25 protein-coding genes are annotated in these 26,045 nt (G+C 69.0%); 16 read left to right on the top strand and 9 right to left on the bottom strand.

Features of this window, described 5'->3' with window-relative positions; genetic code table 11:
• Positions 1–122 precede the first annotated feature (122 nt).
• Together urtA and ACFWBT_RS05390 are read right to left on the bottom strand one after the other, a co-directional pair.
• Positions 123–1,379, bottom strand: coding sequence for an urea ABC transporter substrate-binding protein (gene urtA, locus ACFWBT_RS05395; protein WP_385696180.1), 1,257 nt, complete (start codon positions 1,377–1,379; stop codon positions 123–125).
• Positions 1,380–1,627: 248 nt separating this feature from the next.
• Complete coding sequence (locus tag ACFWBT_RS05390; RefSeq protein ID WP_385696177.1) at positions 1,628–2,740, bottom strand: substrate-binding domain-containing protein; 1,113 nt, start codon at positions 2,738–2,740, stop codon at positions 1,628–1,630.
• Between the two features lie 78 nt (positions 2,741–2,818).
• Between ACFWBT_RS05390 and ACFWBT_RS05385 the strand changes: the two genes are divergently transcribed.
• From ACFWBT_RS05385 to ACFWBT_RS05350, 8 genes are all read left to right on the top strand, one after another.
• Complete coding sequence (locus ACFWBT_RS05385; RefSeq protein ID WP_385696175.1) at positions 2,819–3,265, top strand: MarR family winged helix-turn-helix transcriptional regulator; 447 nt, start codon at positions 2,819–2,821, stop codon at positions 3,263–3,265.
• Between the two features lie 38 nt (positions 3,266–3,303).
• Positions 3,304–4,743, top strand: coding sequence for an aldehyde dehydrogenase family protein (locus ACFWBT_RS05380; RefSeq protein ID WP_385696172.1), 1,440 nt, complete (start codon positions 3,304–3,306; stop codon positions 4,741–4,743).
• Positions 4,744–4,968: 225 nt separating this feature from the next.
• A complete protein-coding gene (locus ACFWBT_RS05375; protein ID WP_385696169.1) occupies positions 4,969–5,340 on the top strand; it encodes a hypothetical protein in 372 nt (123 codons plus the stop codon).
• A gap of 531 nt (positions 5,341–5,871) precedes the next feature.
• A complete protein-coding gene (locus ACFWBT_RS05370; RefSeq protein ID WP_385696166.1) occupies positions 5,872–6,480 on the top strand; it encodes a DJ-1/PfpI family protein in 609 nt (202 codons plus the stop codon).
• A 274-nt stretch (positions 6,481–6,754) separates the two neighbouring features.
• The gene (locus tag ACFWBT_RS05365; RefSeq protein WP_385696163.1) at positions 6,755–7,594 is read left to right on the top strand and encodes an enoyl-CoA hydratase/isomerase family protein; all 840 of its coding nucleotides are present in this window, start codon (positions 6,755–6,757) and stop codon (positions 7,592–7,594) included.
• A gap of 409 nt (positions 7,595–8,003) precedes the next feature.
• Positions 8,004–8,669 (top strand): hypothetical protein, encoded by a 666-nt coding sequence (locus ACFWBT_RS05360; RefSeq protein ID WP_385696162.1) that lies wholly within the window; start codon positions 8,004–8,006, stop codon positions 8,667–8,669.
• A 546-nt stretch (positions 8,670–9,215) separates the two neighbouring features.
• Positions 9,216–9,482, top strand: a complete 267-nt coding sequence (locus ACFWBT_RS05355; RefSeq protein WP_385696160.1) for a DUF6959 family protein — start codon at positions 9,216–9,218, stop codon at positions 9,480–9,482.
• A gap of 833 nt (positions 9,483–10,315) precedes the next feature.
• Positions 10,316–10,696 (top strand): FG-GAP repeat domain-containing protein, encoded by a 381-nt coding sequence (locus ACFWBT_RS05350; RefSeq protein ID WP_385696159.1) that lies wholly within the window; start codon positions 10,316–10,318, stop codon positions 10,694–10,696.
• Between the two features lie 119 nt (positions 10,697–10,815).
• Here the strand turns inward: ACFWBT_RS05350 and ACFWBT_RS05345 are convergent, their stop codons facing one another.
• Both ACFWBT_RS05345 and ACFWBT_RS05340 read right to left on the bottom strand, forming a co-directional pair.
• The gene (locus tag ACFWBT_RS05345) at positions 10,816–11,799 is read right to left on the bottom strand and encodes a tetratricopeptide repeat protein (RefSeq protein WP_385696156.1); all 984 of its coding nucleotides are present in this window, start codon (positions 11,797–11,799) and stop codon (positions 10,816–10,818) included.
• A gap of 154 nt (positions 11,800–11,953) precedes the next feature.
• A complete protein-coding gene (locus tag ACFWBT_RS05340) occupies positions 11,954–12,403 on the bottom strand; it encodes an NB-ARC domain-containing protein (RefSeq protein WP_385696154.1) in 450 nt (149 codons plus the stop codon).
• 10 nt (positions 12,404–12,413) lie between these two features.
• On the opposite strand from ACFWBT_RS05340, the gene ACFWBT_RS05335 reads away from it, so the two are divergent.
• Entirely contained in the window at positions 12,414–13,136 is a 723-nt protein-coding gene (locus ACFWBT_RS05335; protein ID WP_385696151.1) for a GntR family transcriptional regulator, read from the top strand.
• Positions 13,137–13,317: 181 nt separating this feature from the next.
• Here ACFWBT_RS05335 and ACFWBT_RS05330 read toward each other — a convergent pair whose 3' ends face one another.
• On the bottom strand, positions 13,318–13,473 hold the full coding sequence (locus ACFWBT_RS05330) for a hypothetical protein (protein ID WP_385696148.1): 156 nt from the start codon (positions 13,471–13,473) through the stop codon (positions 13,318–13,320).
• A gap of 494 nt (positions 13,474–13,967) precedes the next feature.
• Here ACFWBT_RS05330 and ACFWBT_RS05325 point away from each other — a divergent pair, with 494 nt between their 5' ends.
• Together ACFWBT_RS05325 and ACFWBT_RS05320 are read left to right on the top strand one after the other, a co-directional pair.
• Positions 13,968–14,366 carry a luciferase family protein gene (locus tag ACFWBT_RS05325; RefSeq protein WP_385696145.1) on the top strand — a complete coding sequence of 133 codons (399 nt, stop codon included), beginning with the start codon at positions 13,968–13,970 and terminating at the stop codon, positions 14,364–14,366.
• A gap of 31 nt (positions 14,367–14,397) precedes the next feature.
• Positions 14,398–14,622: a three-helix bundle dimerization domain-containing protein gene (locus ACFWBT_RS05320; RefSeq protein WP_385696143.1), complete on the top strand. Its 225-nt coding sequence runs from the start codon at positions 14,398–14,400 to the stop codon at positions 14,620–14,622.
• 359 nt (positions 14,623–14,981) lie between these two features.
• Here the strand turns inward: ACFWBT_RS05320 and ACFWBT_RS05315 are convergent, their stop codons facing one another.
• On the bottom strand, positions 14,982–16,547 hold the full coding sequence (locus ACFWBT_RS05315) for a hypothetical protein (RefSeq protein WP_385696141.1): 1,566 nt from the start codon (positions 16,545–16,547) through the stop codon (positions 14,982–14,984).
• A gap of 873 nt (positions 16,548–17,420) precedes the next feature.
• Positions 17,421–17,822: a hypothetical protein gene (locus tag ACFWBT_RS05310; protein WP_385696138.1), complete on the bottom strand. Its 402-nt coding sequence runs from the start codon at positions 17,820–17,822 to the stop codon at positions 17,421–17,423.
• 131 nt (positions 17,823–17,953) lie between these two features.
• Here ACFWBT_RS05310 and ACFWBT_RS05305 point away from each other — a divergent pair, with 131 nt between their 5' ends.
• The 4 genes from ACFWBT_RS05305 (at position 17,954) to ACFWBT_RS05290 (ending at position 22,157) form a co-directional block, all read left to right on the top strand.
• Positions 17,954–18,766, top strand: coding sequence for a sulfite exporter TauE/SafE family protein (locus ACFWBT_RS05305; protein ID WP_385696136.1), 813 nt, complete (start codon positions 17,954–17,956; stop codon positions 18,764–18,766).
• Positions 18,767–19,272: 506 nt separating this feature from the next.
• Positions 19,273–20,178, top strand: coding sequence for a universal stress protein (locus ACFWBT_RS05300; protein ID WP_385696133.1), 906 nt, complete (start codon positions 19,273–19,275; stop codon positions 20,176–20,178).
• 63 nt (positions 20,179–20,241) lie between these two features.
• The gene (locus ACFWBT_RS05295; RefSeq protein ID WP_385696131.1) at positions 20,242–21,264 is read left to right on the top strand and encodes a zinc-dependent alcohol dehydrogenase; all 1,023 of its coding nucleotides are present in this window, start codon (positions 20,242–20,244) and stop codon (positions 21,262–21,264) included.
• Between the two features lie 5 nt (positions 21,265–21,269).
• Positions 21,270–22,157, top strand: a complete 888-nt coding sequence (locus tag ACFWBT_RS05290; RefSeq protein ID WP_385696128.1) for a universal stress protein — start codon at positions 21,270–21,272, stop codon at positions 22,155–22,157.
• Between the two features lie 5 nt (positions 22,158–22,162).
• Here ACFWBT_RS05290 and ppk2 read toward each other — a convergent pair whose 3' ends face one another.
• Positions 22,163–22,966: a polyphosphate kinase 2 gene (ppk2, locus tag ACFWBT_RS05285; RefSeq protein ID WP_385696126.1), complete on the bottom strand. Its 804-nt coding sequence runs from the start codon at positions 22,964–22,966 to the stop codon at positions 22,163–22,165.
• A gap of 88 nt (positions 22,967–23,054) precedes the next feature.
• Between ppk2 and ACFWBT_RS05280 the strand changes: the two genes are divergently transcribed.
• Positions 23,055–25,439, top strand: coding sequence for a phosphoketolase (locus ACFWBT_RS05280; protein WP_385696124.1), 2,385 nt, complete (start codon positions 23,055–23,057; stop codon positions 25,437–25,439).
• A gap of 111 nt (positions 25,440–25,550) precedes the next feature.
• Here the strand turns inward: ACFWBT_RS05280 and ACFWBT_RS05275 are convergent, their stop codons facing one another.
• Positions 25,551–26,006 (bottom strand): universal stress protein, encoded by a 456-nt coding sequence (locus tag ACFWBT_RS05275; RefSeq protein WP_385696122.1) that lies wholly within the window; start codon positions 26,004–26,006, stop codon positions 25,551–25,553.
• Positions 26,007–26,045 lie beyond the last annotated feature (39 nt).

Raw genomic sequence — 26,045 nt, 5'->3', positions numbered from 1 at the left:
CCTTCCCGGGCCCGCCCTGTTCGCGGCCGCGTTTAACCCCGTGCCCGTGTTCCTCGGTCGGGGGGGGGGGGGGGGGGGGGGGGGGGGGGGGGGCGCCCCCCCCCCCCCCCCGCGACGGGTGATCAGGAGAGGCCGGAGGCCCAGTCGTAACCCTTCAGGTAGGGGTCCGGCTCGATCGGCTTGCCGGAGTCCCAGACCTGCTTGATCAGCCCGTCGGAGCCGATCTTGCCGATGCGGGCGGTCTTGTAGATGTGCTGGGTCGCGCCGTCCACGGTGACCTTGCCCTCCGGCGCGTCGAAGGTGATGCCGTCGGAGGCCGCCTTGACCTTCTCGGGGTCGAACGACTTCGCCTTCTCGACCATCGCCTTCCACAGGTAGACCGAGGTGTACGCGGCCTCCATCGGGTCACTGGTCGGCTTGTCCTGGCCGTACTTGGCCTTGTAGGCCTTCACGAACTCGGTGTTCGCGGCCCCCGGGGTGGTCTGGTAGTAGTTCCAGGCCGTCAACTGGCCCGCCAGGTACTGCGCCCCGATCGACTTGACCTCCTCCTCGGCGATCGACACCGAGACCACCGGCATCTCCTTGGCGGTGAGCCCGGCGGACTTGTACTCCTTGAAGAACGCCACGTTCGAGTCGCCGTTGAGGGTGTTGAAGACGGCGTCCGCCTTCGACGCCTTCACCTTGTTGGCGATCGTGCTGAACTCCGTGGAGCCGAGCGGCGCGTAGTCCTCGCCGAGCACCGTCATGCCGTTGGCCTTCGCGTACGCCTTGATCTCCTTGTTGGCGGTGCGCGGGAAGACGTAGTCGCTGCCGACCAGGTAGATCCGCTTCTTGCCCTGGGACTTGAGGTAGTCGAGGGCCGGGATGATCTGCTGGTTGGTGGTGGCGCCGGTGTAGAAGATGTACGGGGACTGCTCAAGGCCCTCGTACTGCACGGGGTAGAAGAGCAGCGACTTGTTCTTCTCGAAGACCGGCTTGACGGCCTTGCGGCTCGCGGAGGTCCAGCAGCCGAAGGTGGCCGCCACCCGGTCCTCCCTGATCAGCTTGCTCGCCTTCTCGGCGAAGGTCGGCCAGTCGGAGGCGCCGTCCTCGCTGATCGGCTTGATCTGCTTGCCGAGCACTCCACCCGAGGCGTTGATCTCGCCGATGGCCAGTTTCAGCGAGTCGCGTACGGTGACCTCGCTGATCGCCATCGTGCCCGACAGCGAGTTGAGCAGGCCCACCTTGACGGTGTCGCCGCTCACGTCCGCCTTCGCGGCCTTGTCGGACGTACCGCCCGCGTCGGTCTTGGCGCCGCACGCGGAGAGTGCGACGACGGTCGCGAGCGCGGCGGCACCGGCTGCGATCCGGCGTCGGAGAATTCGGGAACCGCTGGACAATAGAACCCCCTCGGGCTGTGGAGGAGACGACCTCCTGAAGTGCGGTCCACAGCCTCAAGTCACCCTGTTTCCAAGGTGTTTCGCGGTACTTTCCCGGTCGTATATTCCCGCTCTCATGACGGATTCGTTGGCGGGCCGACCAGGCAACAAAAAATGCCCGGGGCGGAATTCGGCATCCGAATTCATGACACGCCCAAGGCATTCTGATTACTTCCTGCGGGAAGTATCTTGGCGAGGGAGAGCCGCTGTCAAGAGCCCGGTTCGCGAAGGTCGAGCTCGGCGACCACGTCGAAGTCCAGCCCCTCCGCCCGGGCCAGGTAGATGCGTTGGCGCACATGACCGCCGCGCAGATGGAGCAGCCCGCGCGGCCCCTCGTACGACACGGTCTCGGCGGCCGCCCCGATCGCGGACACGTCGATGGCCTTGGCGCGCTGGATCAGCGCGGCCAGCAACAGCACGCCCTCGTAACAGGATTCGCCGAGGCTGCCGAGGGCCGGTGCCTCGACCCCGAACCGGCCGGCGTACCGGCCGTGGAAATCGAGGGTGTCCTGGTTGGCGAGGGAAGCGAAGAAGCCGGCCGTGCTGTAGAGGTCCGCGGTGGCCGAAGGCCCGCTCGCCATCAGCATGTTCTCGTCCATGAGCGTGCTCAGCCTGAGACAGCGGGCGTCGAGACCGGCCGCGGCGAACGCCCGGTTGAAGCGCACCGCGTCACTGCCGACCAGCAGCATGATGACGGCGTCCGCCTCCGTGTGCTCGATGCGGCGCAGCACCGCCCCGAAGTCATGGGTGCCCAGCGGCAGATACACCTCTCCCTGGACACTGCCGCCGGACTCGCGCGCATAGGCGTGCGCGGCCCGGGCCGTACGGCGCGGCCACACATAGTCGTTGCCCACCACGAACCAGCGGCGCAGCCCACGCTCGTGCGCCAACAGACCCATCGCCGGACGTAGTTGGTCACGCGGTGTCTCGCTCGTGAGGAACACCCCCGCGGTGTGCTCGCCGCCTTCGTACAGGGCGGTGTAGACGTAGGGAACCCGATGCGCGATTCTCGGGGCGAGGGCCTGGCGTACCGAGGAGATGTGCCAGCCCGTGACCCCCTGCACGGCTCCCAGGTCCACCAACGCCTCGACGTGGTCGGCGACTTCGCGCGGCGTGCCGCCCCCGTCCACGGGCAGCAGCCGCAACTCCTTGCCGAGCACCCCGCCCGCGCGGTTGACCTCCTCCGCCGCCAGGCGCGCGCACAGTTCGCAGGTGGGCCCGAAGATGCCCGCCGACCCCTGCATGGGAAAGACGAGGGCCACGCCGAACACGGAATCGTCCGCCGTGAACCAGTCGGGCGGAGGCGAAGAGGGCCGGAACATGGCGTCATGATTCCGGGTCCTCCCGGTGAACTCCAATCCGTCTCGTACCATGTACACCCCCCGGGAGCGAGGAGCAGGATGCCGACCCCATCGCCGCGTCAGCCCCAGGATCTGATGCAGTTGCTGACGCGGGCCGAGCGACTGGCCGCGCGTCGGCTCCAGACCGTCCTGGACGAGGACGGCTGCTCGCTCGACGCCTGGCGGGTCCTCGCGCTGCTCTCCGACGGCGAGGGTCACCCTATGACCGCGATCGCCGAAGCCGTCTTCCTCCCGCCGGCCACGCTCACCAAACTGGTCGACCACCTCGTCGACCAGAACCTCCTCTACCGCCGCGTCGACCCGAACGACCGGCGCCGCATCCTCGCCCACCTCACCCCGCGTGGCCGGACGTACTGGCGGCGACTGGACCGCGAGGTCCGCGCGGGCTGGCCGGTGCTGAGCGACGGGGACGACGAATTGCTGCGGTCGCTGCTGGAGCGGCTGGCGGACACCCTCGGCGTGGCGGGCGCGCGCTCCACACTCTGAAGCCGGGAGGTCGCGGAAAGTAGTGGCGCGGACCCGGAATGCACGGGGACCCGGGAAAGGTTGGCATATACATCCAGTGTGGTCGGTCCAGGCGTCCGACCACAGAGCATGTTCGCGCGGCCGACCCCCGTCCGCGCCCCGACCAGCGAGGCACCGTGAACCACTCGACCACCGAAGAGCCCGCCGACGTCGTCTCCCGGCTGCGCGCCGGCTTCCGTTCCGGCCGTACCAAGCCCGTCGCCTGGCGCGTCGACCAGCTGCGCCGACTGCGCGAACTGCTCAACTCGCACGGCGAGGATCTGGCCGCCGCTCTCCACGAGGACCTCGGCAAGAGCTCCACGGAAGCCTTCCGCACCGAGATCGACTTCACCGTGCGCGAGATCGACCACACCCTGGAGCACCTCGACGGCTGGCTGCGCCCCGAGTCCGCCCCGGTCCCGGCACACCTCGGCGAGGACGCCACGGCCTGGACGCGGTACGACCCGCTCGGCGTCGTGCTCGTCATCGCGCCCTGGAACTATCCGCTCCAGCTCCTGCTCACCCCGATGCTGGGCGCGCTGGCCGCCGGCAACGCGGTGGTCGCCAAGCCCAGCGAGCTGGCCCCCGCCACCTCCGCGGCCGTCGCCCGGCTCATCCCTCGCTACCTCGACACCGACGCGGTCGCCGTCGTCGAGGGCGGCATCCCGGAGACGACGGCCCTGCTGGCCGAGCGTTTCGACCACATCTTCTACACCGGCAACGGCACGGTCGGCCGCGTCGTGATGCGCGCCGCCGCCGAGCACCTCACCCCCGTCGCCCTCGAACTCGGCGGCAAGTCACCGGCGTTCGTCGACCGCGACGCCGACCTGTCCGTCGTCGCCGAGCGGCTCGCCCGCGGCAAGTTCCTCAACGCCGGGCAGACCTGCGTCGCGCCCGACTACGTCCTGACCGACCCCGGGACCGCCCGCGCCCTGGAGCCGAAGCTCGCCGAAGCCGTCGAGGCCCTGTTCGGCGCCGAGCCGCGGCAGTCCGCCGCGTACGGTCGGATCATCAACGAGCGCCATTTCGACCGGCTTTCCGGGCTGCTCGGCTCCGGCCGTACCGTCGTCGGCGGCGACAGCGACCGCGCCGCCAAGTACATCGCGCCGACCGTGCTCGCCGACGTCGACCCGAAGTCGCCCGTCATGGGGGAGGAGATCTTCGGCCCGATCCTGCCCATCGTCACCGTCGCGGACCTCGACGAGGCCATCGGCTTCATCAACGACCGCGACAAGCCGCTCGCGCTGTACGTCTTCACCGAGTCGGACACCACCCGGGAGCGGATCGCCGCCGAGACCTCGTCCGGCGGCCTGGGCTTCGGCCTGCCGCTCGCCCATCTGACCGTCTCCGACCTGCCGTTCGGCGGCGTCGGGGAGAGCGGCATGGGCAGCTACCACGGCCGCTACTCGATCGAGACGTTCAGCCACCGCAAGGCGGTACTGGAGAAGCCGCTCGGCTGAACGGCCGACGGGCGTGGGCGCCGAGAAGCCGACGTGGCTCAGGAACCGGGCGGCCGGCGACCGACTGAGCTGATCGGGCCGGAGGGGGACGAACGAGCCCCCGCGTCGTCACTCCGGAACCACGCGGTGAGCCGGTGAGCCAGATGCCGGAAGGTTCTCACCCGAGACCCGCGTCATCCGGCAACAACCGCCCGAGGAGGAGCGACCAGCGGGCAGGATGGCCTCATGACAAAGCTGTCCGTACGGTCGGTCCCTCGTACTTCCTCTGGTTCGGTGCTGTCGCTGTGGTCACAGGACTCCGTGCTGTCGATCGGTTCCTTGGGATCGGTGCTGTCCGTGGGGTCCGTCGGATCGGCCTTGTCGGTCGGCTCGATCGGCAGTGCCCTGTCGGTCGGCTCGATCGGTTCCGCCCTGTCACTGATCTCGACGGGTTCGTGGCTGAGTACAGGATCCTTGTTCTCCGCGCAGTCGCGGTGGTCGGTGCTGTCCTGGCGTTCCTCCGGCGGCCTCATGGCCGCGGGAGCGGTAGGGGCGGCGACCGGAGGCGTCCTGCTGGCGGCCCGGATGCTGCACAAGGCCGGAACCGGCACGGACTAGTCGAACTCGCGCGCTAGGTTGGCACGTCCTCACCACCCGCAGTCGATGTCGGCCGAGCCCCCGTGGAGCGGCCCGCTCGGGCGAGGGCCCATCGGACAACGAGCGCCATGGCGAGGAGAGCCGCACTCACCGCCCAGCCGGGCACCACCCGCCCCGCACGACCAGCAGGAAGCTGCTCCAGCTCGCCAGCTCGGCAGCTCGCCAGCGCGGCGAAGGCCGGACTCCCGATGCCCGCTGCCGTGGAGGCGGTGGGCGACAATCTCACGCGGGGCTGTGTACGTGATCCGGTCACGGCGGATACGACTCTCCTGACGCGCGGACAGTTGCGCGGCGGGCCGCCCCGCTTCATGTTGTCCGGATCGAGCCGGTCCAGGCGCAGCTTCGACGCGTCCGGCTCCGCCATCGACCTGTCCAGGCACGGCTCCGGCGACCGCGGCGCCGACAGATGAGCCACCGGTTGCCGATTGGCCCGGGAACCGGGCGCAGCGCCCTGAAAGACTGCACCCCATTGCCGTGCTTCTAGGAGATGCCATGCGGGTAGCCGTGGTCACCTTTGACGGATTCAACGAGCTCGACAGCTTCATCGCCTCCGCGCTGATCAACCGGTGCCGAAAGGACGGCCTGGAGGCCTTCATCACGACACCGACGCTGGTGGTCGCGTCCATGAACGGCGTCGAGGTGACCGGCCAGCGCCCGATGGAGTTCGTGACCGAGGCCGACGTCGTACTGATCGGCAGCGGGGTGAAGGCGCGCGAGGTGGTGGCCGACGACCGGCTGATCTCCAGGCTGCCGCTCGACCCTTCACGTCAGCTGATCGGTGCGCAGTGCTCCGGCGCGCTGGTGCTCGCCCGGCTCGGGCTGCTGGACGGCATGCCCGTCTGCACGGACCTGAAGAGCCGGCCCTTCGTGGAAGCCCGCAACGTCACCGTGCTGGACGCGCCGTTCCACGCCGAGGGGAACATCGCCACGGCGGGCGGCTGCCTGGCGTCGCAGTATCTCGCCACGTGGGTGATCACCCGAACGCTCGGGGAGGACGCCGCGCGCGACGTCCTCGACTACGTGGCTCCGGTCGGTGAGAACCAGGACACTGTCGAGCGTGCCCTGCGCGCCATCCACGCGGGCGAGGTCGTACGGTACTGACGCCCCGCGAACCGGCCCCCGGGCCGCCGCTCAGTCGCCCCGGCCCGGAAGCACCGCGGAGTCGCGGTCTCCAGGGCACCCACGAACGAGGCGACATAGCATGGCAGAACCGGGTGAAGGGCTCACGGTCAAACCCTGAGGGACCCGGGCGCGGTGCGATGAGCCTCGGCCTGGGATGCGACCCGTTCACGGTCGTCGCCTCCGCGAACCCCACGACATCACCCTGCACCGCGTCCACGAGAAGGACGGACCGAGCGATGACAGGAGGACCGGGATGACCACCCCGTACGAGACGATCGCGACCAGGCTGGACGGCACGGTCCTGTCCGCCACGTTCAACGCGCCGCCGATGAACCTCATCGGTCCCGAGGTCGTGCGGGACCTGGTCGCGCTGATCGAGGAGGTGTCCCACCCGGCCGCCCCCAAGGTGGTGATCTTCGACAGCGCGGACCCCGACTTCTTCCTCCCGCACGTCGACATGACGAGAGTCCCCGAGTACACCGCCGAGGCCGCGAAGGCCGGCGGCCCCGGCGATGCCTCCCTGGGCATGCTGTTCCGCAAGCTGAGCCGGCTGCCGGCCGTCACCATCGCCAAGCTGCGCGGCCGTGCGCGGGGAGCGGGCAGCGAGTTCCTCCTCGCCTGCGACATGCGCTTCGCCTCCAGGGAGAACGCCCTCCTGGGCCAGCCCGAAGTGGGAATCGGAGCACCCCCCGGCGCGGGCGCGATCCAGCACCTCACCCGGCTGATGGGGAGGGGCCGCGCTCTCGAAGCCGTACTGACGTCGTCGGACTTCGACGCCGACCTCGCCGAACGCTATGGATGGATCAATCGGGCGGTCCCCGACGCCGAACTGGACGAATTCGTAGCCGGCATCGCCGCGCGCATCAGCGGTTTCCCCCGCGATGCGCTGATCGCGGCCAAGTCCGCCATCAACGCCGTGAGCCTGCCGAATCCTGCCGAAGTACGCGCAGACGCCGCGCTGTTCCAGCAACTCGTCCGAGGCGAGAAGGTGCAGCAGCGCACGGCTGAACTGTTCGCACAGGGCTTCCAGACCCGTGGTGCCACCGAACTCGACCTCGGAGACGCCCTGGGCCGCTTGAAGGCCGCCGACTGATGATCGAGCCCATGGATGTTGTCGTTCAGCGGGTGCTCACGTCGTGGACAAAGAAGTCGCGCGGCGGCCTTGAAGCCGCCCCGGAGGAACGCAGCCCCCACGGCCTTCTTGTTGCCTCCGGGTTTGAGTTCCGCCCTGCACGAGGTCGCTCTGTGGGAGTCCGACGCCTTCGTGCCTCGCACGCGGGTGGGGGATCTCTCACATCTCGGGACGGTCCTTCACGAGGTGGACGGGCTGCTGCGCGTTGATCCACCGGAGGTGACCATGTTCGGCATACCTCGACGCCACCGGCGTCCGCCTGCCGTTCGTCTGGCTCCCGGTCAGTGGCTGCGGCGGCAGATCAACTACCGGTTCGTCGCGAGTTGCTGCGGGGAACGGTCCGCCCTGCGTCGGCGGGGTAGGCGATGCCGTGACCCGGCCCGACAATGCATTAGAGATCTTCAAGGGTGTGGGATACGTGATGCCGGCGTACGGCCGGGTGCGGTCTGTTCCAGCGCTGTCAGTGGGGCAGGGCATGATCCGTCGGATGCGCTACACGACGTGGACTTCAGATCGCATGTTCGTCTCGTATGGGCAGTACTACCTGCAGGGCGACGACTTTCTCAGCGAGTACGACGACACCGACACGGTCGGGCGGATCTATGCGGGTAACAGCCTGGCAGCAGGGGGCCCGGAACACCTCACGGTGCTCGCGGGCACGCACACCGGCTGGATACGCCTGACCACGCAGCACGCCGCGGACGAACCACTCCTGCCGGGCCAGGAGTGGGAGACCGTAGTGGACGTGAGCATCTGCAGCACGAGTGGCATCCTGCGGCTATTCCGGTGGGGCGGAGATGTCGAGGAGGATGCCGGGAACTTCGCGACGATCGGCGCGGGCTGGTACCGCGTCCGCGTCCAGGCACGCGGACGCGATGAAGGCGATGCACACGAAGGCGACACCCCTGTGGAAGAGCACTTTCTGAGAGTCTGGCCGGCACCGCCGCAACCCGACACCGTCCACCGCGCAAACGACACCTTCGCCCGCACGCACTACGACCCCACCCGCCCTCCCGGCCAACCCATTCGACCCTGAGCACGTACCTGTACTGCGTGGAGTAACCAAAGGTGTACGCCGACACGTGGGGTCGTGACGGTTGGTGTGGGCCGCGCTATGCCGGAAGGATGAGGTATCCCGATGGCGGAGGGCTGACCGTTGAGGAACGGGTTCGGCGTGAGCGGGTCCGGCCGGCGGCCGCTGATCTGATCGAGGCGGGGCCAGCGACCGGGAACTGGCCCGGCGGTTCAGGGTGACTCGGATGTCGGCGAATCGCTGGCGGCGGGCGGTGGCTGCGGGTGGTCGGCAGTCGCTGGCCTCCAAGGGCCCCGGCGGTGCCCGCTGCAAGCTCGATACGTGTCGAAACTGGATGCCAAAGGCCCCGGGCCATGATCGGTCCGGGGCCTTTCCCTGGTGTCCCCGGCAGGATTCGAACCTGCGACACCTGCTTTAGGAGTTCGATCCTGCGGGCCTCGGACCGCCCTCGCCGTACTGTCGGTGGAGCGTCGCGGGTCGCGGGTCGCTCAAGGCCGCCTGCGTCCAACGTCGTTGATGTCAACTGGTGATGTCAGGTTGGATGGGCCGATGGAGCGCGTTGAGGTTGAACTGTTTACCGATGGCGGCAACGACGCCGTGGTTCGCATGCCGGGTAGGCGGTTCCCAGGGGTCGTGGTGCAGGGAGACTCTCTTCACATCCTCCGCGGTGACGTGGCCGAGGTGGTGGAGGCGTGCGAACGAGGCGACCTGGATGAAGCTCGGGAGTCCGCCCGCCTTCTTCTGGCGAACCTGGATGCTCTGCTGGCACGGTACGAGGCAGCGTTGGGCGAGCACCAGATTCCGCGGCCGTACTGAGCTGCCGGGCCATCAGCTTGGGAAGCTGCGATCACTGGCGGCGGGTTCGGGCACTGACTTGGGCGAACGGCCTGGGCGCGGCCTCGTCGGGCTTGGCGGCTTTACCCTGATTCCCCGTTGTTCCCCGCTCAATCTGGTGCGGTTGTGGTGCCGAGTCGCGGTGTCAGGTGCGTCAGACGACGCTCACCGTGCGCGCCTCCGGGTGGTGGCGTGTGCAGCATCGGCTCGGTCCGGTCCAGTGGCTGGAACTGACTCTTTTCGTCGACGCAGACCACTACGGTCTCCTACGGCGGAGGCAGGTACGGTCCGGGCCACATCACAGATCTTCGCCTCTAGCCCTACGGGGAACTTGAGGTTCTCGCTCAGTCAAGGCTGGATCTTCTTGCCGCGTCAGGGGGCCGTCGTCTCCACGACAGCTCCGGCCACCGCGGGATCTCCGTATTCGACGCCCTGTCCGTCACCATCAGCACGATCCCGCCCGTGCGCTGCCAATTCTGGAGGCATCGACGGCGTACGCGCCCAGGGGCAAGATCTCACGGCCTGTAACACAGACTACCGAAGCGCGGTAACAAGTATACGCCCTTAAATCGCATTCGAAGCCGTGGACCAGGAATTGTTTCATGCTAAATTGGCCGTTTCGGCGTCAGTGATCACAGAAATGCCGCGGCCTTACTTGCTTTCCTGCACCACTCGCACCAATAGCCCCACTCCTTGGCTGCGCCGAGAATGGGCCACTTTCGTCGAATGTGTTCACGCCATGACTTGACTGAACTAACGTTGACTCTCGCCACCTTCCTAAGGGGTGCTTCCTGTAGCGGTGTCAGATAATCCGTGTGGGATTCATCTATAGAATCGCAAGGCGCTCAAAGGGTGATAGTTCCGTTTGCCCGATCGCGCCAGAATGGGAGTTCACGGTGCCATTTAATAGGAACGAGGACTGGACGCACGGTCCTTGCTTTGGGAGTCGGGGTACGTTCTTCGCCGATGTCACCGGAGACGGCAAGGCGGACATCATCCTCGTCAACGAGGACACCGTCACCGTCCGGCGATCCACAGGGGCAGACTTCGGGCCCAGCCCGAAGGCGAACGAGGACTGGACGCACGGTCCCTATCTCGGCAGGCATGGCATATTCTTCGCCGACGTCACCGGAGACGGCAAGGCAGACGCCATAGTCGTCAACACCGAAACGGTGACGGTACGTCGAGCTGTGTGAACCCTAGGCAATGACAGGCTCTGCACCGATAAAAAGTCGGTACAGGGCCTGCTTGTCTCACTATTGAAGAACTCCAGAAGTTTCCCCAGAGGTACCGAGCAACCTTCTGATCCGTAGCTCTACAAAGATCGGTCGCTGACGGTCCTACGGGTTGCGTCGGAGGCTCTGAGGGAGGTAGAAGGTCGGGCGCGGTTGCTGATGTTGCTGTATCCAGTTGCTGTACGTCTTGTAGCAGCAACACGGAGGTTGGCGAGGTTGTGGCGGGCTGTGAGGGCGTCGGCGTGGTCGGTTCCCAGGATCCGCTCGCGCTCGGCCAGGACCCGCTCGCGCAGGTCGAGGGCGTCCTCCACCCGCCCGGCATCGCTGTAGGAGTTGGCGAGGTTGCTGCGGGCGTCGAGGGTGTCGGGGTGGTCGGTGCCCAGGATGTCGTTGCTTTGTCGGAGTGTTCTCTGGTCGTACTCGATCGCCTCCTGGTAGAGGGCGGCATCTGTGAGGCTGCTGCTGGCTTGGTAGACACACGGATGAGTGCTGGGCTGCCACAGCGCCGGATGGGTGTGCCGTTCGAGGTGGATGGTGTTGGCGCGCAGGGCTGCAGACAGCTCCCGGTCCTCGTGGTCGAGGACAGGCCAGAGACTGGAGATCGCGTGGGCAGCGATGCGTGCCGCGGGCGGCAAGGTGTCGGCTGGGATGGTCTCGCGGACAGCGCGGGCGGTCAGTGCATGCATACGGATGGGTGCGGTGTCCGTGTCCTGGGCGATGAGAGCGTAGGTACGCAGGCATTCCAGTGCGCTGCAGACCCCTTCCGCGCTGACCGGGGGCTGGTACCGGCGCAGCCAGCGGCGTTGGGCAGGGCGGGTGGTGCCCAGGTGACGGAGTGCGGGAGGTGTGGTCCACAGGGCGGTGGGGTGGCCGAGGGGGTCCATGAGTGAGGCGAGGCGCAGGAGGGGCCGGGCGAGGCTGGTGCTGTCGGTTTCGACGACGGCGTCAAGGGAGATCAGGGCGGTGGTGACGGCCCGTCCGTAGCCTTCGGTGTCCGCGTTCGGCGGGAGGAGATCGCCCAGTCTGCCGTGAGTGTCGCGTAACAGCGTCAGGTAGGAGGTCATCGTGCGGCGCTTGTTGATGAGGTAGGCGGCGGCGTGGCCGAGTGCCAGCGGGAGGTGGCCGAGTTCCCTGGAGAGATCGTCGGTTCGGCCGGGTTCGTGGAGGTGGGGATAGCCGGCGTCAGTGAGACGACGCTTGAGGTAGGCACGGGCCTCCTCACGTGTAGAGGCCGAGCCGGATGAGAGCGCGTCCCTGACCGCTCAGCCGGGCGTCGTCGCGTCGGGTGGTGGCCAGGGCCCAGCCGTTGCCGCAGCCGTCCGGCCACCATGGCTCGATGGCCTCCGGGTCGGTGATGTCGTCCAGCACCACCAGCCACCGTCGCCCCGTCGTCTCAAGCCACTTCAAGAACACCCGCGCCGCAGCGGGGCTGTCGCTCGAAGATCCCCCGGGAAGCTGCAACCGTTCGGCTGCCTCCGCGTAGACGGTGATGACCTGGTCCGGTTCGGTGGCTTTGGCCCACACCAGAACATCCAACCCCGCCCGATCTGAACGTTCCTGGTCCCGCAGGTCCCGCGCGAGAGATGCCGCGAGTTGGCTCTTACCCATCCCCCCAGCCCCCGACAGCACGATCTCACTGCCACCGGAACGTGCCGCTTCAGCCTTCATCCGCACCTCTGTGCGCGGCTGGAATGCTGCCGCCAGCCGCGGCACGCTCCCCACCCACACCGGCCACTCCACTGAAGGGCCCGTTACCGGTGCGGGATACACATTGAAATCTGCCGACTGGAGCGTTTCACGTCCGACGGCGGCGCGGTCGCTGGAGGCCCTGAGTCACCAAGGCCTGGTTGAGAAGCGTCAGGGGTCGGGCACCTATGTGCGGGGCCTCGCGGTGAATCGGCGTGCTCGGGAACTCTACGGTCGCGCCAAGCAGACCGGCAAGATCTACACGCCGGGTGAGTACGCGGTGATCGCCTCCGCCGGTTGGCTGGAAGCCCCGGACTATGTGGCCGATGCGCTGGGTCTGGCGGTCGGAGCCCGAGCTGTTCATCGGCGCCGGGTGACCAAGAACGAGTCCGGCCCCATCACGATCTCGACGTCGTGGTTCGGTGTCGATGTCGGCGAGCGGGCCCCCAAGCTCCTTGATCCTGAACGAATTCAGGAGGGGACGCTCATGTACGTCGAGAGCATGACGGGTCGCCAGGGAAGCTATGCCGAGGACCGGATGTGTGCCCGGCTGGCGACCGAGGACGAGGCCACTGACCTTGAACTTGAGCTCGGGGCGGCTGTCCTGATCGTCCATCACGTGGTCTACGACGTGCGGGATCGGCCGCTGGAGTTCGCCGAGGCCACGTACCCGCCTGGGCGTTGGGCGTTCGAGCAGGGCTACCCGATCAGCTAGAAAGTCGCGGCTCTCTTCGTGAACCGCTTGTGGCTCTGAAGGGGAACCGGTTCTATCCGTGCTTGTTCTTGCATGCGACGCGTCGGGGCAGGCGTTGCAGGTCACGGATGTCTTGCTGCCGGCTGACCGGCAAGAACTCGAAGAGACCTACCGCCTCGACTGACCCTGATTGCGAGCAGCCTCAGCCTTGTCGGCTACGCCCGCCCTGCTGCCTGTTGGCGAGCCGATAGATCACGTAGGTGAGGGCCAGGACGAAGTCTGCGGCCACCCAGAATCCGACGATCAGGCCGACCCCGATCGTGGTGCCCACGTCGCCGGCGTCCTGGCAGGTCTTCAAGCTGTCGCCTGTCAGGCCTGAGCAGGATTCATCTGTCCCGTTTCCGCTGGCGGCGCCTGCGATGACCCATACTAGGAAGAGGATCTCCACTGGTCCGTACGTCGTTGCTCGCCAGCGCGATTTACGCGACTGCATCGGACGCGGCTTTCTCAAGGGATCCGAAGAGCACGCAGCCGCTTACCGATCAGTCAGAGACAGCCAACAGCGACTTCGTGACCTGATGCGCGCAGACCTGGTCGGCCCAGAATGATCGTCCGAGGGTGCGTACCTGGCACGACAGTGACACCTGACCGCTTCGTCCCGAAACACGTTGGGCGGCGTCTCTGCCCGAGGCTCGTGTCCTTCCCATCTGCCCAGGTCGTAGCCCCAGGGAGCCGACCGGGAGACAGGACGGCTGGCTATCCATGCTCGATTTCGGACAATCGAACGCTTCCGGCAGGTTACGGATTCCTCATTGTCTGGTGGATAGAGGGTGATCTGGTCATGATGGGCGCATGACGTTGGCTGCGCGTGCGCTCACACAACTGGCGACCTGGCCCGACCTCGCCGTGGTGGAACCGAGCTGCGGGACCGGCCGTGCACTCGCCTCGGACCACGGCGAGATCGCCCACTTCCATTCCGACCAGGACGTTGACCTGCACCTCACAGCGCGGGCCATTCGGCGGTTCGAAGAGCACCTCACGGGCGCCCCGGCCGTCCGGCTCGCGCCCGGCTCGCAATGGGTGACGCTGCACCTGGACGTCGCCGCCGATATCGACCTGCTCATCACCTTGGTCAGCCTTGCCCTGCAGGCCCACCAGGCATGGCCGGTTCCTGGGGACGGCCCACGCACACCCTGCAACGACCAACACTTTGGGGCCTCCCGCATGAGAACCTCGGCGGAAGCCGAGTAGCACCCCCCTTTTTCTTCAGACAGGTGGCACCGTGGCGGACAAAGCAGCCCGCGAAGAAGGCGCCATCCACGGAGTCGTGGAGCGCTTGAAGGATGCCTTCAGCGCGGCCCACGGCCAGGCCGAGGTCGAAGCAGCCGTGGCCCAAGCTCACGCCTCGTTCGCGGACCGGCCAGTACGCGAGTTCGTCCCCGTGCTGGTCGAACGCAAGGCGCGGAACATCCTCAAGGATCATTCAGCCGACGCTGACGAAGCGTAGCCAGAAGACGGACGGCCGGTAAGGCATCGCCCCATGCGTCTGTGCTGGTCACCTGCCGGTGAGCGCATCGGTCTCTGGCCACACCGCCGCCGGGTGGCACCGGTCTTCGATGCCGGCGCCGAAGGCGTCGGTCAGGAAGCGCTCTTAGCCTGGTACAGGGATTCGGGGCCGATGCTGATGGAGCGTGCGTCCACAGCGGAGCCCTCTGGACCCGCAGCCCGAAGCGCTGGGAACGCCCGGTACCACGAGAAGCGAGGGGATTCACCCCGATCCCGGAACGCTGGGCGGGAGGCATGAGCCAGTCGGATACACAGTGGTCTGCCGCAAGTCCGCTGCCACGACCGCGCGGCCACCGATGGTCAGCCGAATACCAGCAGCGCGAGCGCCAGCGCCGCATTGACGACGAGCAGGGCGAGGCCCATGGGCCGGCCCCTGTCCGCGGGAGCGCTGCGCCCGGTCGGTCGCAGAGCCGGATCGGCCTGCAGGGCGCGGATGCCGTCCACCGCCAGCAGTGCCTCCGGTCTGCGGCGGAAGCGACGGCTAAGCCAGGCGGGGGCGACCACACCGTAGATCTCCGCGCCGCGGGCACCCTCGCCGGACCGGTCGATTCTGAATCCGCGGCCCCACAGCCAGACTTGGCTGAGCTCATCCCAGGGTATGTGCCGGACCCGCCGCACTTCGGCGGCCCACAGGCCCGCGCTGTCCGCCGTGACGCGCCAGCTGAACTGGGTGGCGATCAAGGGGGTGCTGCCGAGGATGAAAATCGCAGGGAACACGCGTCCCCCGAAAGGCATGCCGCCGAGTACGGTCAGGTCACAAACCACGAAGGCGATCCAGGTTCCCTGGATGAGGACGGCGCACCAGCTGCTCCCGATTCCCGGCCCCCAGCTCACGGGCGCCGCGCCAGGGGCCGGTGTCTCGGGTCGGTCGTCGGGATGCTCCTGACGCGCCGGTCCGATGTCGTACTCGATGCACGGGCGGGGCGCTTGCTGTCCGTCGGACGAGACGAGGACGAGCCCGCCGCCGGGGTGCGGCGGGCCGAACAGCACGGCCTCACGCAGCCGGTTGTGCACGGGAATGCGGGACTCACCGTCGGTGATCCGGGTGTAGCAGCTCAGGAGCGGGCGGCGCCCTTCGGCGTCGTCGGCCGCGAAGACGTACGTACGCCGGTCGTTCCGCCCACCCCCCTCGCGCACGAGCACACGCAGCGCGGGCACCGGCCCTTGGCGGAGCGCGGCGGCACGCCGCCGGTCCCTGACGTAGTACGCCAGGCTCAGCAAGCCGATGACGGTGCCGAAGAACGCCACCCACTGCCAGTCCTCGGTGCCCATCCACGCGGTGACGTCGAGCGGCCCGAGAACGAAGGCGAGAACGGCGGCGGCGATCATCACGATGCCGCAGCCGAACTGCTCGCCGCCGTCGCCCGGGCGGGTCCTCAGAGCTTCGGGCAGTGGATACCGTCCGGGACCGGCGACGTCCACTGCCAGCCGACGCTGACGGCGTGCGCCGGCGACCCTGTGCAGACAACCGAGACACGCGTAGCAGGCCGCGACCGCCATGGTGATGCCCGCCGCAGTGGGAGTGTCCGGGTCAAAAAGCGCCCAGACGGCCACCAGAGGGAGCACTGCGGCGGTGGCCAGGGGCAGCAGTCTGACGCCCCGGTAGACAGCGGCGACGACGAGCGCGCCCATGACCGTAGCGAGCCAGTCGGGAGTGCACGACCTTTGACCGTCGCAGAAGTAGTCGTCCTCCGGGGCCAGCCAGAGGACGGTCATGCTCGCGAGCACCAACGCCAGAACCGTGGGGATGGGATGTGCCCAGCGTCCGGGCCGCAGCACACGCCAGCGCTCCGCGTCGGAGGAGCGCCAGGCAACGGCATTCACCGGAACCAACTCGGGTAACAGGGGAATGGGGGCTTGGTCCACGAACTGCATTCTCGGGCCTGGCCCCAGACGGCCCACCCGCACCAGCCAACGGGAATATGAACAGATCAGAACGGTCGGGCAAAAACAGCGTATGCGTCCCCTGGAGCCCAGCCGGTACGCCACTCAGCAGCGGCCTCGCTCGTCGTGATCAGCTTGCCGCCGAGAACCTGCCCGCCCGCCACGGCTGCGTAGAGGATTCCCGTTCATGATCTCGCACAGGTCGTGCTCGGGCGACCGTCCGCCATCGAGAGTGCCACGGCCCAGGGCGGCGCCTTGACTCCCTCGATGCAAACTATGGGCACGAAGGCCGATGAGGTCAGCCGGGCTGCTAAACCGGTCGCCCGGCATCTGCCTGCGCAGGGCTGTAGATACGCGAAGACCCCGTTCTCAGCGAAACCGCTGACGGCGGGGTCTCATGCAAGGTGCCCCCGGCAGGATTCGAACCTGCGCACACGGCTCCGGAGAAATTGCGCCGATCACTCCCTAAGGCTCTCTGACCTTGTGGCGGAACTAGTCAGAGGGCGCCGGCGCACGGATTTGCCGGAGGTGTGTCGGGCGCCCACGAGACTCGAACCTGCGGCCGCGGGCTGAGAAGACGCTGAGGCGGCTACGATCACCGGCTCCGGGTATCCGTCTGAGCATGCATGCTCTAGTGGCCTACCGCTCCTACCACGGCCCGACCACGGTGTGGGCCTTCGTGGTCGCCACCCTCATCGTGCTGGTGGCGGGTTGGTATATCAGGCGTCGAAGGTAGGCGCGACACCCGCTTTTGCAGTTCGATCCCGCGGCCTAGGTGAAGCCCGCCAGCACCCGGAGTTCCCCGTTCGTCCCCGCCCCCTCGGGCACGACAGTGGCACGGCCTGGAGCTGGTGCCTACCAGTCGCGCCACTCGTCCGTGATCTCATGTCGCCCCAGTCCGGACCGTGCGGTGAGTGAGGGGACGTCGATGCCGCGATCGGTGAGCGCCTGATCGATGTAGTGGCAGAGCTCTTCACGTTCGCCGGTCTCATAACCGGCTCCGCCATGCTGATCGTTGATGGCATTCAGGGCGAGGACCACCTGCTCCACTGCTCCGAAGACCTGATCGTCGGAGGGTGTGCGGAGAGTCCCGAGTTCGCTCTCGAACGCGCCCAAGGCTCTGTCCGTCGCGTCCAGGAGCGACACAGGGTAGAGGTCCGCCAAGAAGGCGTCCTCCACGGTCAAAGTGCCGGCGGCCAGCCTGCGCGCTTCCTCAGCCACTCCGTCGCGCCAGCGCTTCGAGGGTCTCTCAGTCATGAACGGGACGGTACAGACGGGCACTGACAGACGGTGGGGCACGGTCCTCGCCTCCGCCCTCGATGTACAGGGCGATCTAGTCTGTCGTCAGACGGCGACCGGGACGGACCGAGGCGTGGCGGGGGCACCGAGTGGACTGGGAGCTGGGGGCGGCCGGCCTTGCGGTCGGGATGCTCATTGCCGTGGTGACCGCACCGGTCGGAGTGTCCGGGGCGGTGTTCCTCCTGCCCGTGCAGCTCAGTGTCTTCGCCGTGCCGAACCCGTCCGTCACGCCCACGAACCTGCTCTACAACGTCGTGGCAGGCCCCGGCGCACTACTGCGATACCGCCGCGACGGCGCCCTGAGGGGACCGCTCGTGCGCCAACTGGTGGTGGGCACCCTGCCCGGTGTGGTCCTCGGAGCGGTCATCCGGGTGTTCGCCCTCCCGGGCCCGAACGTCTTCCGCCTCCTGGTCGCCGCCCTGATGCTGCCGCTCGGCACCTGGCTCATCATCCGGACTCTCCGCCCCGAGCCTCCGGAGACCCAACGCCCTGCGCCGTCACCTCGGACCGTGACCGCCCTGGCCCTCGCGGTCGGCGTCGTGGGTGGCATCTACGGCATCGGCGGCGGTTCGATCCTCGGCCCCGTCCTCGTCGGCCGCGGCATCCCCGTCTCCCAAGTCGCCCCGGCCGCGCTCGCCTCCACGTTCGCCACCTCGCTGCTCGGCGCCTCCACCTACGCCCTGCTATCGCTGGGCCACAGCGGAAGCATCGCCCCCGACTGGTTCCTCGGCCTGGCCTGCGGCCTGGGAGGTCTCATCGGCGGCTACCTCGGCGCCCGCCTCCAGCCACGGATGCCCGAGACCTTCCTCCGCCTGCTCCTGGGCACACTGGCCGCGGGGCTCGGCGCGCTCTACGCGATCAACGCCGCCCTCCTGTTTGGCCCGCAGGCCATCGCCAGGTAGGCGGGGTGCGCCGGCGGCGGCTGAGGCAAGGCGGCGGAGGCAAGGCGGCCTGCGTCGGCGTTGGAGCCCGGGTCACCGGCCGCGACGATGCACTCGGCTCCCAAGACGCTCCCGGGCCGGTGACACCCGGGTCCCCCGACTCTTCACGGCCGCGCCGCTCGGCAGGGGCCCCGCCCTGATCGGCCGATTCGCGCTGCGCATCCGCGTGGTTGCGGGCACGGTGATGGTGGGGCTGATGTGGGTCGCCGCGTGGGTGCCCGCCCAGTACCTGGCAACTCCGGGCCGGGCTGTCGGTCGGGCGCCGCACCGGTCGCCGGCTGAGCCGGCCCCGCGCGGGAGGCGGGACCCCGCGCGGGAGGCGGGACCCCGTGAGGGTTCCGCCTCCCGTGCGGTTCCATGCCCCCGACTTGGGCCGAACGGCCCCCATCGGGGACCTGCGGCCCCTGCCCCACGCATCCGTTTCCACCCGACGCTGGAATCCGACGCCCGATCAGGAGGTGGACACCATGCCCCGCACTGTCACCGTAGGTCTCGACGGCTCGTCCGAGAGCCTCGCCGCCGCCGAATGGGCTGCCCGCGAGGCGCGGCTTCGCGCACTGCAGGTCAGGCTGGTCAACGTAGCGGAACCGGCACCCGACCCCATCGCCCAGGCGCCGCTGCTCGGCGGCGAGACCCATCAGCGCTGGAGTGAGCGGATCCCGCGCGAAGCGGCCGAAGGGGTCCGGGCACGGCACCCCGGGATCGAGGTCACCACGGAACAGCTGACCGGCCGGCCCGCGGAAGCGTTGCTCAAGGCCGCGGACGACGCCGAACTCCTGGTCCTCGGCACCCGTGGGCTGAGTGGCGTGGGCGGCTTCATGGTCGGCTCGGTCGGCCTGGCCGTCGTGGCGCACGCCGGGCGCCCCGTCGTGTTCGTACGCGCCGGAGAACAGGCCGCGGACGAGCACCTGATGGACCCGTCGGGCATACCGTCCGCCGTGGCGCCCTTCCGTCCCGTCGTGCTGGGGCTCGACACCACCGGCCCGGACGCCACGCTGATCGGCTTCGCCTTCGAGGCGGCGTTCCTGCGCGCCACGGCGCTGCGGGTCGTGCACTCCTGGAACGAGCCGCCCTACATCGCGTACGGACTGCCGCCGGACCTGGAGATGAACGCCGCTCTCGCCGCGCAGGAGGCCGTCGCCGTGACGGAGGTACTGCGCCCCTGGCGGGAGAAGTACCCGGCCGTGGAGGTCGTCGAGGACACCCTGTCCGGGAGGGCGGCCAACCATCTCGTGGACGCCTCCCGGGAGGCGTCGCTGGTCGTCGTGGGCCGGCGTGCCCGCCGTGCCGCGCTCGGTGCCCACATCGGACCGGTCACCCACGCCATGCTGCACCACTCCACCGCCCCCGTCGCCGTCGTCCCGCACTCCTGATCACCACGGGCCGCCCTCGACCGAGCACCGATCGCGGCCCGACCGCGCAAGGAGCGTCATCCCATGAAGGCAGCAGTCGTACGAGCGTTCGGTGAGCCGCTGGTCATCGAGGAGCGTCCGGACCCCGAGCCCGGACCCGGCCAGGTCCGCATCCGGGTGGAGGCCTCCGGGCTGTGCCACACCGACATCCACGCCGCCCACGGCGACTGGCCGGTCAAGCCGACCCCGCCGTTCGTCCCCGGACACGAGGGCGTCGGCCTCGTCGAGGCGCTCGGCGACGGCGTCACCCATCTGACGATGGGACAGCGGGTCGCCGTGCCCTGGCTGGGCAGCGCGTGCGGACGCTGCGAGCACTGCCTCTCCGGCTGGGAGACGCTGTGCGAGCAGCAGATCAACACCGGCTACGGGTGCGACGGCGGCTACGCCGAGAAGATGCTCGCCTGGGCCGACTTCGCCCAGCCGGTGCCCGACGGGATCTCCCCGCTCGACGCGGCCCCGCTCACCTGCGCCGGCGTCACCACGTACAAGGCCCTGAAGGTCGCCGACGTCAGGCCCAGCCAGCTGGTCGCCGTCTCCGGCGTAGGCGGCCTCGGCCACCTGGCCGTGCAGTACGCGAAGATCGCCGGGGCGACCGTGGCGGCGATCGACGTCACCGACGACAAACTCGAACTCGCCGCGGAACTGGGCGCCGACCTCGTGATCGACGCCCGCAAGGAGGACCCCGGCGAGTTCCTAAAGCGCCACGGGGGCGCGCACGCCGCGCTCGCGCTCGCGGTGAACGAGGATGCCTTCTCCGCCGTGTACAAGGGACTGCGGCGCGGCGGAAAGCTCGTCATGGTCGCGATGCCGGCCCACGGCACGATCGCGGTCCCGATCTTCGAGACCGTGCTGAACGGCACCTCCGTGATCGGCTCCATCGTGGGTACCCGGCAGGACCTGGCCGAGGTGTTCGACCTGCACGCCGCGGGCAGGACCAAGGTCATCCGCGAGTCCCGGCCCCTCAGTGCCGTCAACGAGTCCATCGACGAGGTGCTGCACGGCCGGATCCAGGCCCGGATCGTCTTCGACTTCGGCGAAGGGAGCTGACCGCCGTGGATCTGCCCCTCGTCGTGGGTGTCGACGGGTCCGAGCCCGCCATGCGCGCCGTGGACTGGGCCACGGACGAGGCAGCCCTGCGCGGTCTGCCGCTGCGTCTGGTCTACGCCTCGCTCTGGGAACGCTACGAAGGCGCCGCCCTCGCCGAGGGGCTGGGCCGCTCCTCGGAGCAGATCCTGGCCGACAGGATCGTCGAGGCCGCCGCCGAACGCGCCCGCCGTCGCGACGCCGGGGTGAAGGTCACCACCGACGTCCTGCCCGACGACGCGGTGAGCATGCTGCTGACGGAGGGCTTCGACGCCACCGCGCTGGTGCTCGGGTCGCGGGGCCGCAGCGGTATCGCCGAAAGGCTCCTGGGGTCGGTGAGCCTCACGGTCGCCGCCCGCGCCCACTGCCCGGTGATCGTGCTGCGCGGCGGTCACGGCAACCGGGCCAGGGCCGGCCGGTACCGGCGGGTCGTCCTCGGGGTCGGGGATCCCTCGCACGGCGAGGCGGCCACCCGCTTCGCCTTCCGGGAGGCGGCGGAACACGGGGTCCCGCTGGAAGCCGTACGGGCCTGGCGGAGCCCCGCGCACGAGACGACCGACCACCCAGCGACTCCCGGCGAGCCCACCCGGACGCACGAACAGCGGGCGGCGGACGTCCTGGACGAGGCACTGAGCGGGGCCGCGGCCGACCACCCGGCCGTGGACGTGCACCGGCGCACCGCCGAGGGGACCGCCCGCAAACTGCTGCTGGACGCCTCCACCGAGGCCGATCTGCTCGTCGTCGGGGTCCGGCGGCACGACAGCCACGGGCACGTCGGGATGCAGCTCGGCCGGGTCGCCCACGCGGCCCTGCACCACGCGGCCTGCCCGGTAGCCGTCGTGCCCCTACGGGGATGAGCGGCTCAGAGACTCGCCGCGTGATCGGGGACGAACGTCTGCAGGTCGCGCGGCGGGCGCTCATAGCCCGTCGACGGCGGCCGGCGGGGCAGCTCCAGGACCGGCGGCGGCACCTCGTGGTAGGGAACGGAGTCGAGCAGATGGGCGATCATGTTCAGCCGGGCGCGGCGCTTGTCGTCGCTCTCGACCACGAACCACGGCGCCTCCGCGATGTCCGTGTGCACCAGCATCTCGTCCTTCGCCCGGGAGTACGCCTCCCACCGGGTGATCGACTCCAGGTCCATGGGGGAGAGCTTCCAGCGCCGCGTCGGGTCCTTCAGCCTGCGCCGGAACCGCTTCTGCTGCTCCGCGTCGCTCACCGAGAACCAGTACTTGCGCAGCAGTACGCCCTCCTCCACCAGCATCCGCTCGAAGATCGGGCACTGCCGCAGGAAGAGCTGGTACTCCTCCTTCGTGCAGAAGCCCATGACGTGCTCGACCCCGGCGCGGTTGTACCAGCTGCGGTCGAACAGCACGATCTCCCCGGCGGCCGGCAGATGCTCCACGTACCGCTGGAAGTACCACTGGCTCCGCTCGCGCTCGGTCGGCTTGGGCAGCGCCACGATCTGCGCGACGCGCGGGTTCAGATGTTCCGCCACCCGCTTGATCGTGCCGCCCTTGCCCGCGGCGTCCCGGCCCTCGAAGACCACCACCACACGGGCGCCCTCGGTGCGCACCCACTCCTGAAGCTTGACCAGCTCCGTCTGCAGACGGAGCAGCTCCCGCTCGTACGCCGCAAGCGGCACCTTCGCCGTCTTCTTGCCGGCCATGCCGCCTCCTCGCCCGATGACGCCTCACACGAAGCGTCCCGTCGTTGACCTGCCTCGGCGACGTACCCCGATGACTTACGGAGTCACCATGACCAAGGTCGAACACCAGGACAGCACCGTACTGACCGACGAGGAACTGCGCACCCTGGACGCCCACTGGCGGGCCGCCAACTACCTTGCCGTGGGCCAGATCTATCTGCTCGCCAACCCCCTGCTCACCGAGCCCCTGACGCCGGCGCACATCAAGCCCCGGCTGCTCGGCCACTGGGGCACCTCACCCGGCCTCAACCTGGTCCACACCCACCTGAACCGTGTCGTCACAGCGCGCGGCCTGGACGCGCTGTGCGTCTGGGGCCCCGGTCACGGCGGCCCGGCCGTGCTGGCGAACTCCTGGCTGGAGGGCACCTACAGCGAGACGTATCCCACCGTGTCCCGCGACACCGAGGGCATGGGGAAACTGTTCCGGCAGTTCTCCTTCCCCGGCGGCGTGCCCAGCCATGTCGCACCGGAGACCCCCGGCTCCATCCACGAGGGCGGCGAACTCGGCTACTCCCTCGCCCACGCCTACGGCGCCGCCTTCGACAATCCCGAGCTGCTGGTCGCCTGTGTGATCGGCGACGGCGAGGCGGAGACGGGACCCCTCGCCGCGTCCTGGCACTCCAACAAGTTCCTCGACCCGGTCCACGACGGCGCCGTCCTGCCGATCCTGCACCTCAACGGCTACAAGATCGCCAACCCGACGGTGCTCTCCCGGCTCCCGGAGTCCGAACTCGACGAACTGCTGCGGGGGTACGGTCACGACCCGATCCATGTGACCGGCGACGAGCCGCTGCGGGTGCACCGTGCCATGGCCGCCGCGTTCGACCAGGCCCTGGAACGGATCGCACTGCTCCAGCGCACCGCCCGCGAGGAGGGCGTGGCCGAGCGGGCACGCTGGCCCATGATCGTGCTCCGCACCCCGAAGGGCTGGACCGGCCCCGCGGAGGTCGACGGCGAGCCCGTCGAAGGCACCTGGCGCGCCCATCAGGTGCCGCTGGCAGGGGTCCGCGAAAACCCCGAGCACCTGCGGCAGTTGGAGACCTGGCTGCGCTCCTACCGCCCCGAGGAGCTCTTCGACGCCGAGGGACGTCCGGTGGCCGACGTGCTGGCCTGCGTACCCGACGGCTCCCGGCGGCTGGGCGCCACCCCGCACGCCAACGGCGGCCTCCTCGTCCGCGATCTGCCGCTCCCGCCCCTGGAGCGGTTCGCCGTACCCGTCGACAAGCCGGGCGCCACCCTGCACGAGCCGACCCGGGTGCTGGGCGACCTCCTCGAACACGTCATGCGCGAGACCTCGCACCGCCGCGACTTCCGGCTGGTCGGCCCCGACGAGACGGCCTCCAACCGCCTGGGCGCCGTCTACGGCGCCAGCGGCAAGGCCTGGCAGGCACAGATCCTGCCGGTGGACGAACACCTCGACCGGCACGGCCGAGTCATGGAGATCCTCTCCGAACACCTCTGCCAGGGCTGGTTGGAGGGCTATCTCCTCACCGGTCGGCACGGTCTGTTCTCCTGCTACGAGGCGTTCGTGCACATCGTCGACTCCATGGTCAACCAGCACATCAAATGGCTGAGGACCTCACGGGAACTGTCGTGGCGCGCCCCGATCCCCTCCCTCAACTACCTCCTCACCTCCCATGTATGGCGCCAGGACCACAACGGCTTCTCGCACCAGGACCCCGGCTTCGTCGACCACGTCCTCAGCAAGAGCCCCGAGGTCGTACGCGTCTACCTCCCGCCGGACGCCAACACCCTGCTGTCCGTGGCGGATCACATCCTGCGCAGCCGCGACTACGTGAACGTCGTCGTCGCCGGCAAACAGCCCTGCTTCGACTGGCTGTCCATGGACCAGGCCCGCGCCCACTGCGCCCGCGGAGCCGGCATCTGGGACTGGGCGGGATCGGCCAACGGGGACCGGGAGCCCGACGTCGTCCTCGCCTGCGCCGGCGACGTCCCCACCCTGGAGATCCTGGCCGCCTGCGACCTGCTGCGCCGCCATCTGCCCGAGCTCGCCGTCCGGGTCGTCAACGTCGTCGACATGGCCCGGCTGCTGCCGCGCGAGGAACACCCGCACGGGATGAACGACTTCGAGTACGACGGACTGTTCACCACGGACAAGCCGGTGATCTTCGCGTACCACGGCTATCCCTGGCTCATCCACCGCCTCGCCTACCGCCGCACCGGCCACAAGAACCTCCATGTGCGCGGCTACAAGGAGATGGGCACCACCACGACCCCCTTCGACATGGTCGTCCGCAACGACATGGACCGCTACCGCCTCGTCATGGACGTCATCGACCGCGTCCCCGGCCTCGGCGTCCGCGCCGCGGGCGTCCGCCAGACGATGGCGGACGCCCGCTCCCGCCACCACACCTGGATCCGCGAGCACGGCACCGACCTCCCCGAGGTCGCGGACTGGACCTGGACCGGCTGACGAGCACCGCCCGCCGTCCCCCGAGCGTGCCCCGGGGGACGGCACGGCGCCCGTACCGGAGGATGGAGACACGCGCGACGGGTCACCAGGCGAGGGCCAAGGCCGCCCGCGTCAGTGCGGAACCACCGTCACAGGGCACCTGGCGTGGACCAGTACGGCCATGCGCGTGGGCCCGAGCGTCGCGCCACCGCGGCCCATGACGACGAGCCCGGCCGCATCCGAGGCATGGACGAGGGCGGTCACCGGGCTCTGGAGACGGACGTCCTCGTAGACACGTACGCGCGGATACTTCTCGCGCCACGGCCGCAGGGCGTCCGCCAGCAACTGGACCTCCTCGTCCTCCCAGGCGCCCCGGTCCTCCTCGGGCGGCGCGACCGGCAGCGACGGTCCCGCGGGAGTGGGAAGGCACCAGGCGTGGACGGCGTGCAGCGGCGCACCGAGTCGCCGCGCGGCCTCGAAGGCGAAGCCGGTGACGGCGTCGCACGGACGGCGGGCATCGATGCCGAGCACCACCGGCCGGAGCCTCTCGTGCCCGGGGTCGTGACCGACAGCGATCGGCTGCGCCATGGCGGTTCACCCTTCATCGTCCGTGAGCAACGCCCTCGT

Source organism: Streptomyces sp. NPDC060027, assembly GCF_042737005.1.
Taxonomy (GTDB): Bacteria; Actinomycetota; Actinomycetes; order Streptomycetales; family Streptomycetaceae; genus Streptomyces.
Note: the sequence above shows the minus strand (reverse complement) of the source record. Positions and strands in the feature narration are given on the sequence as shown.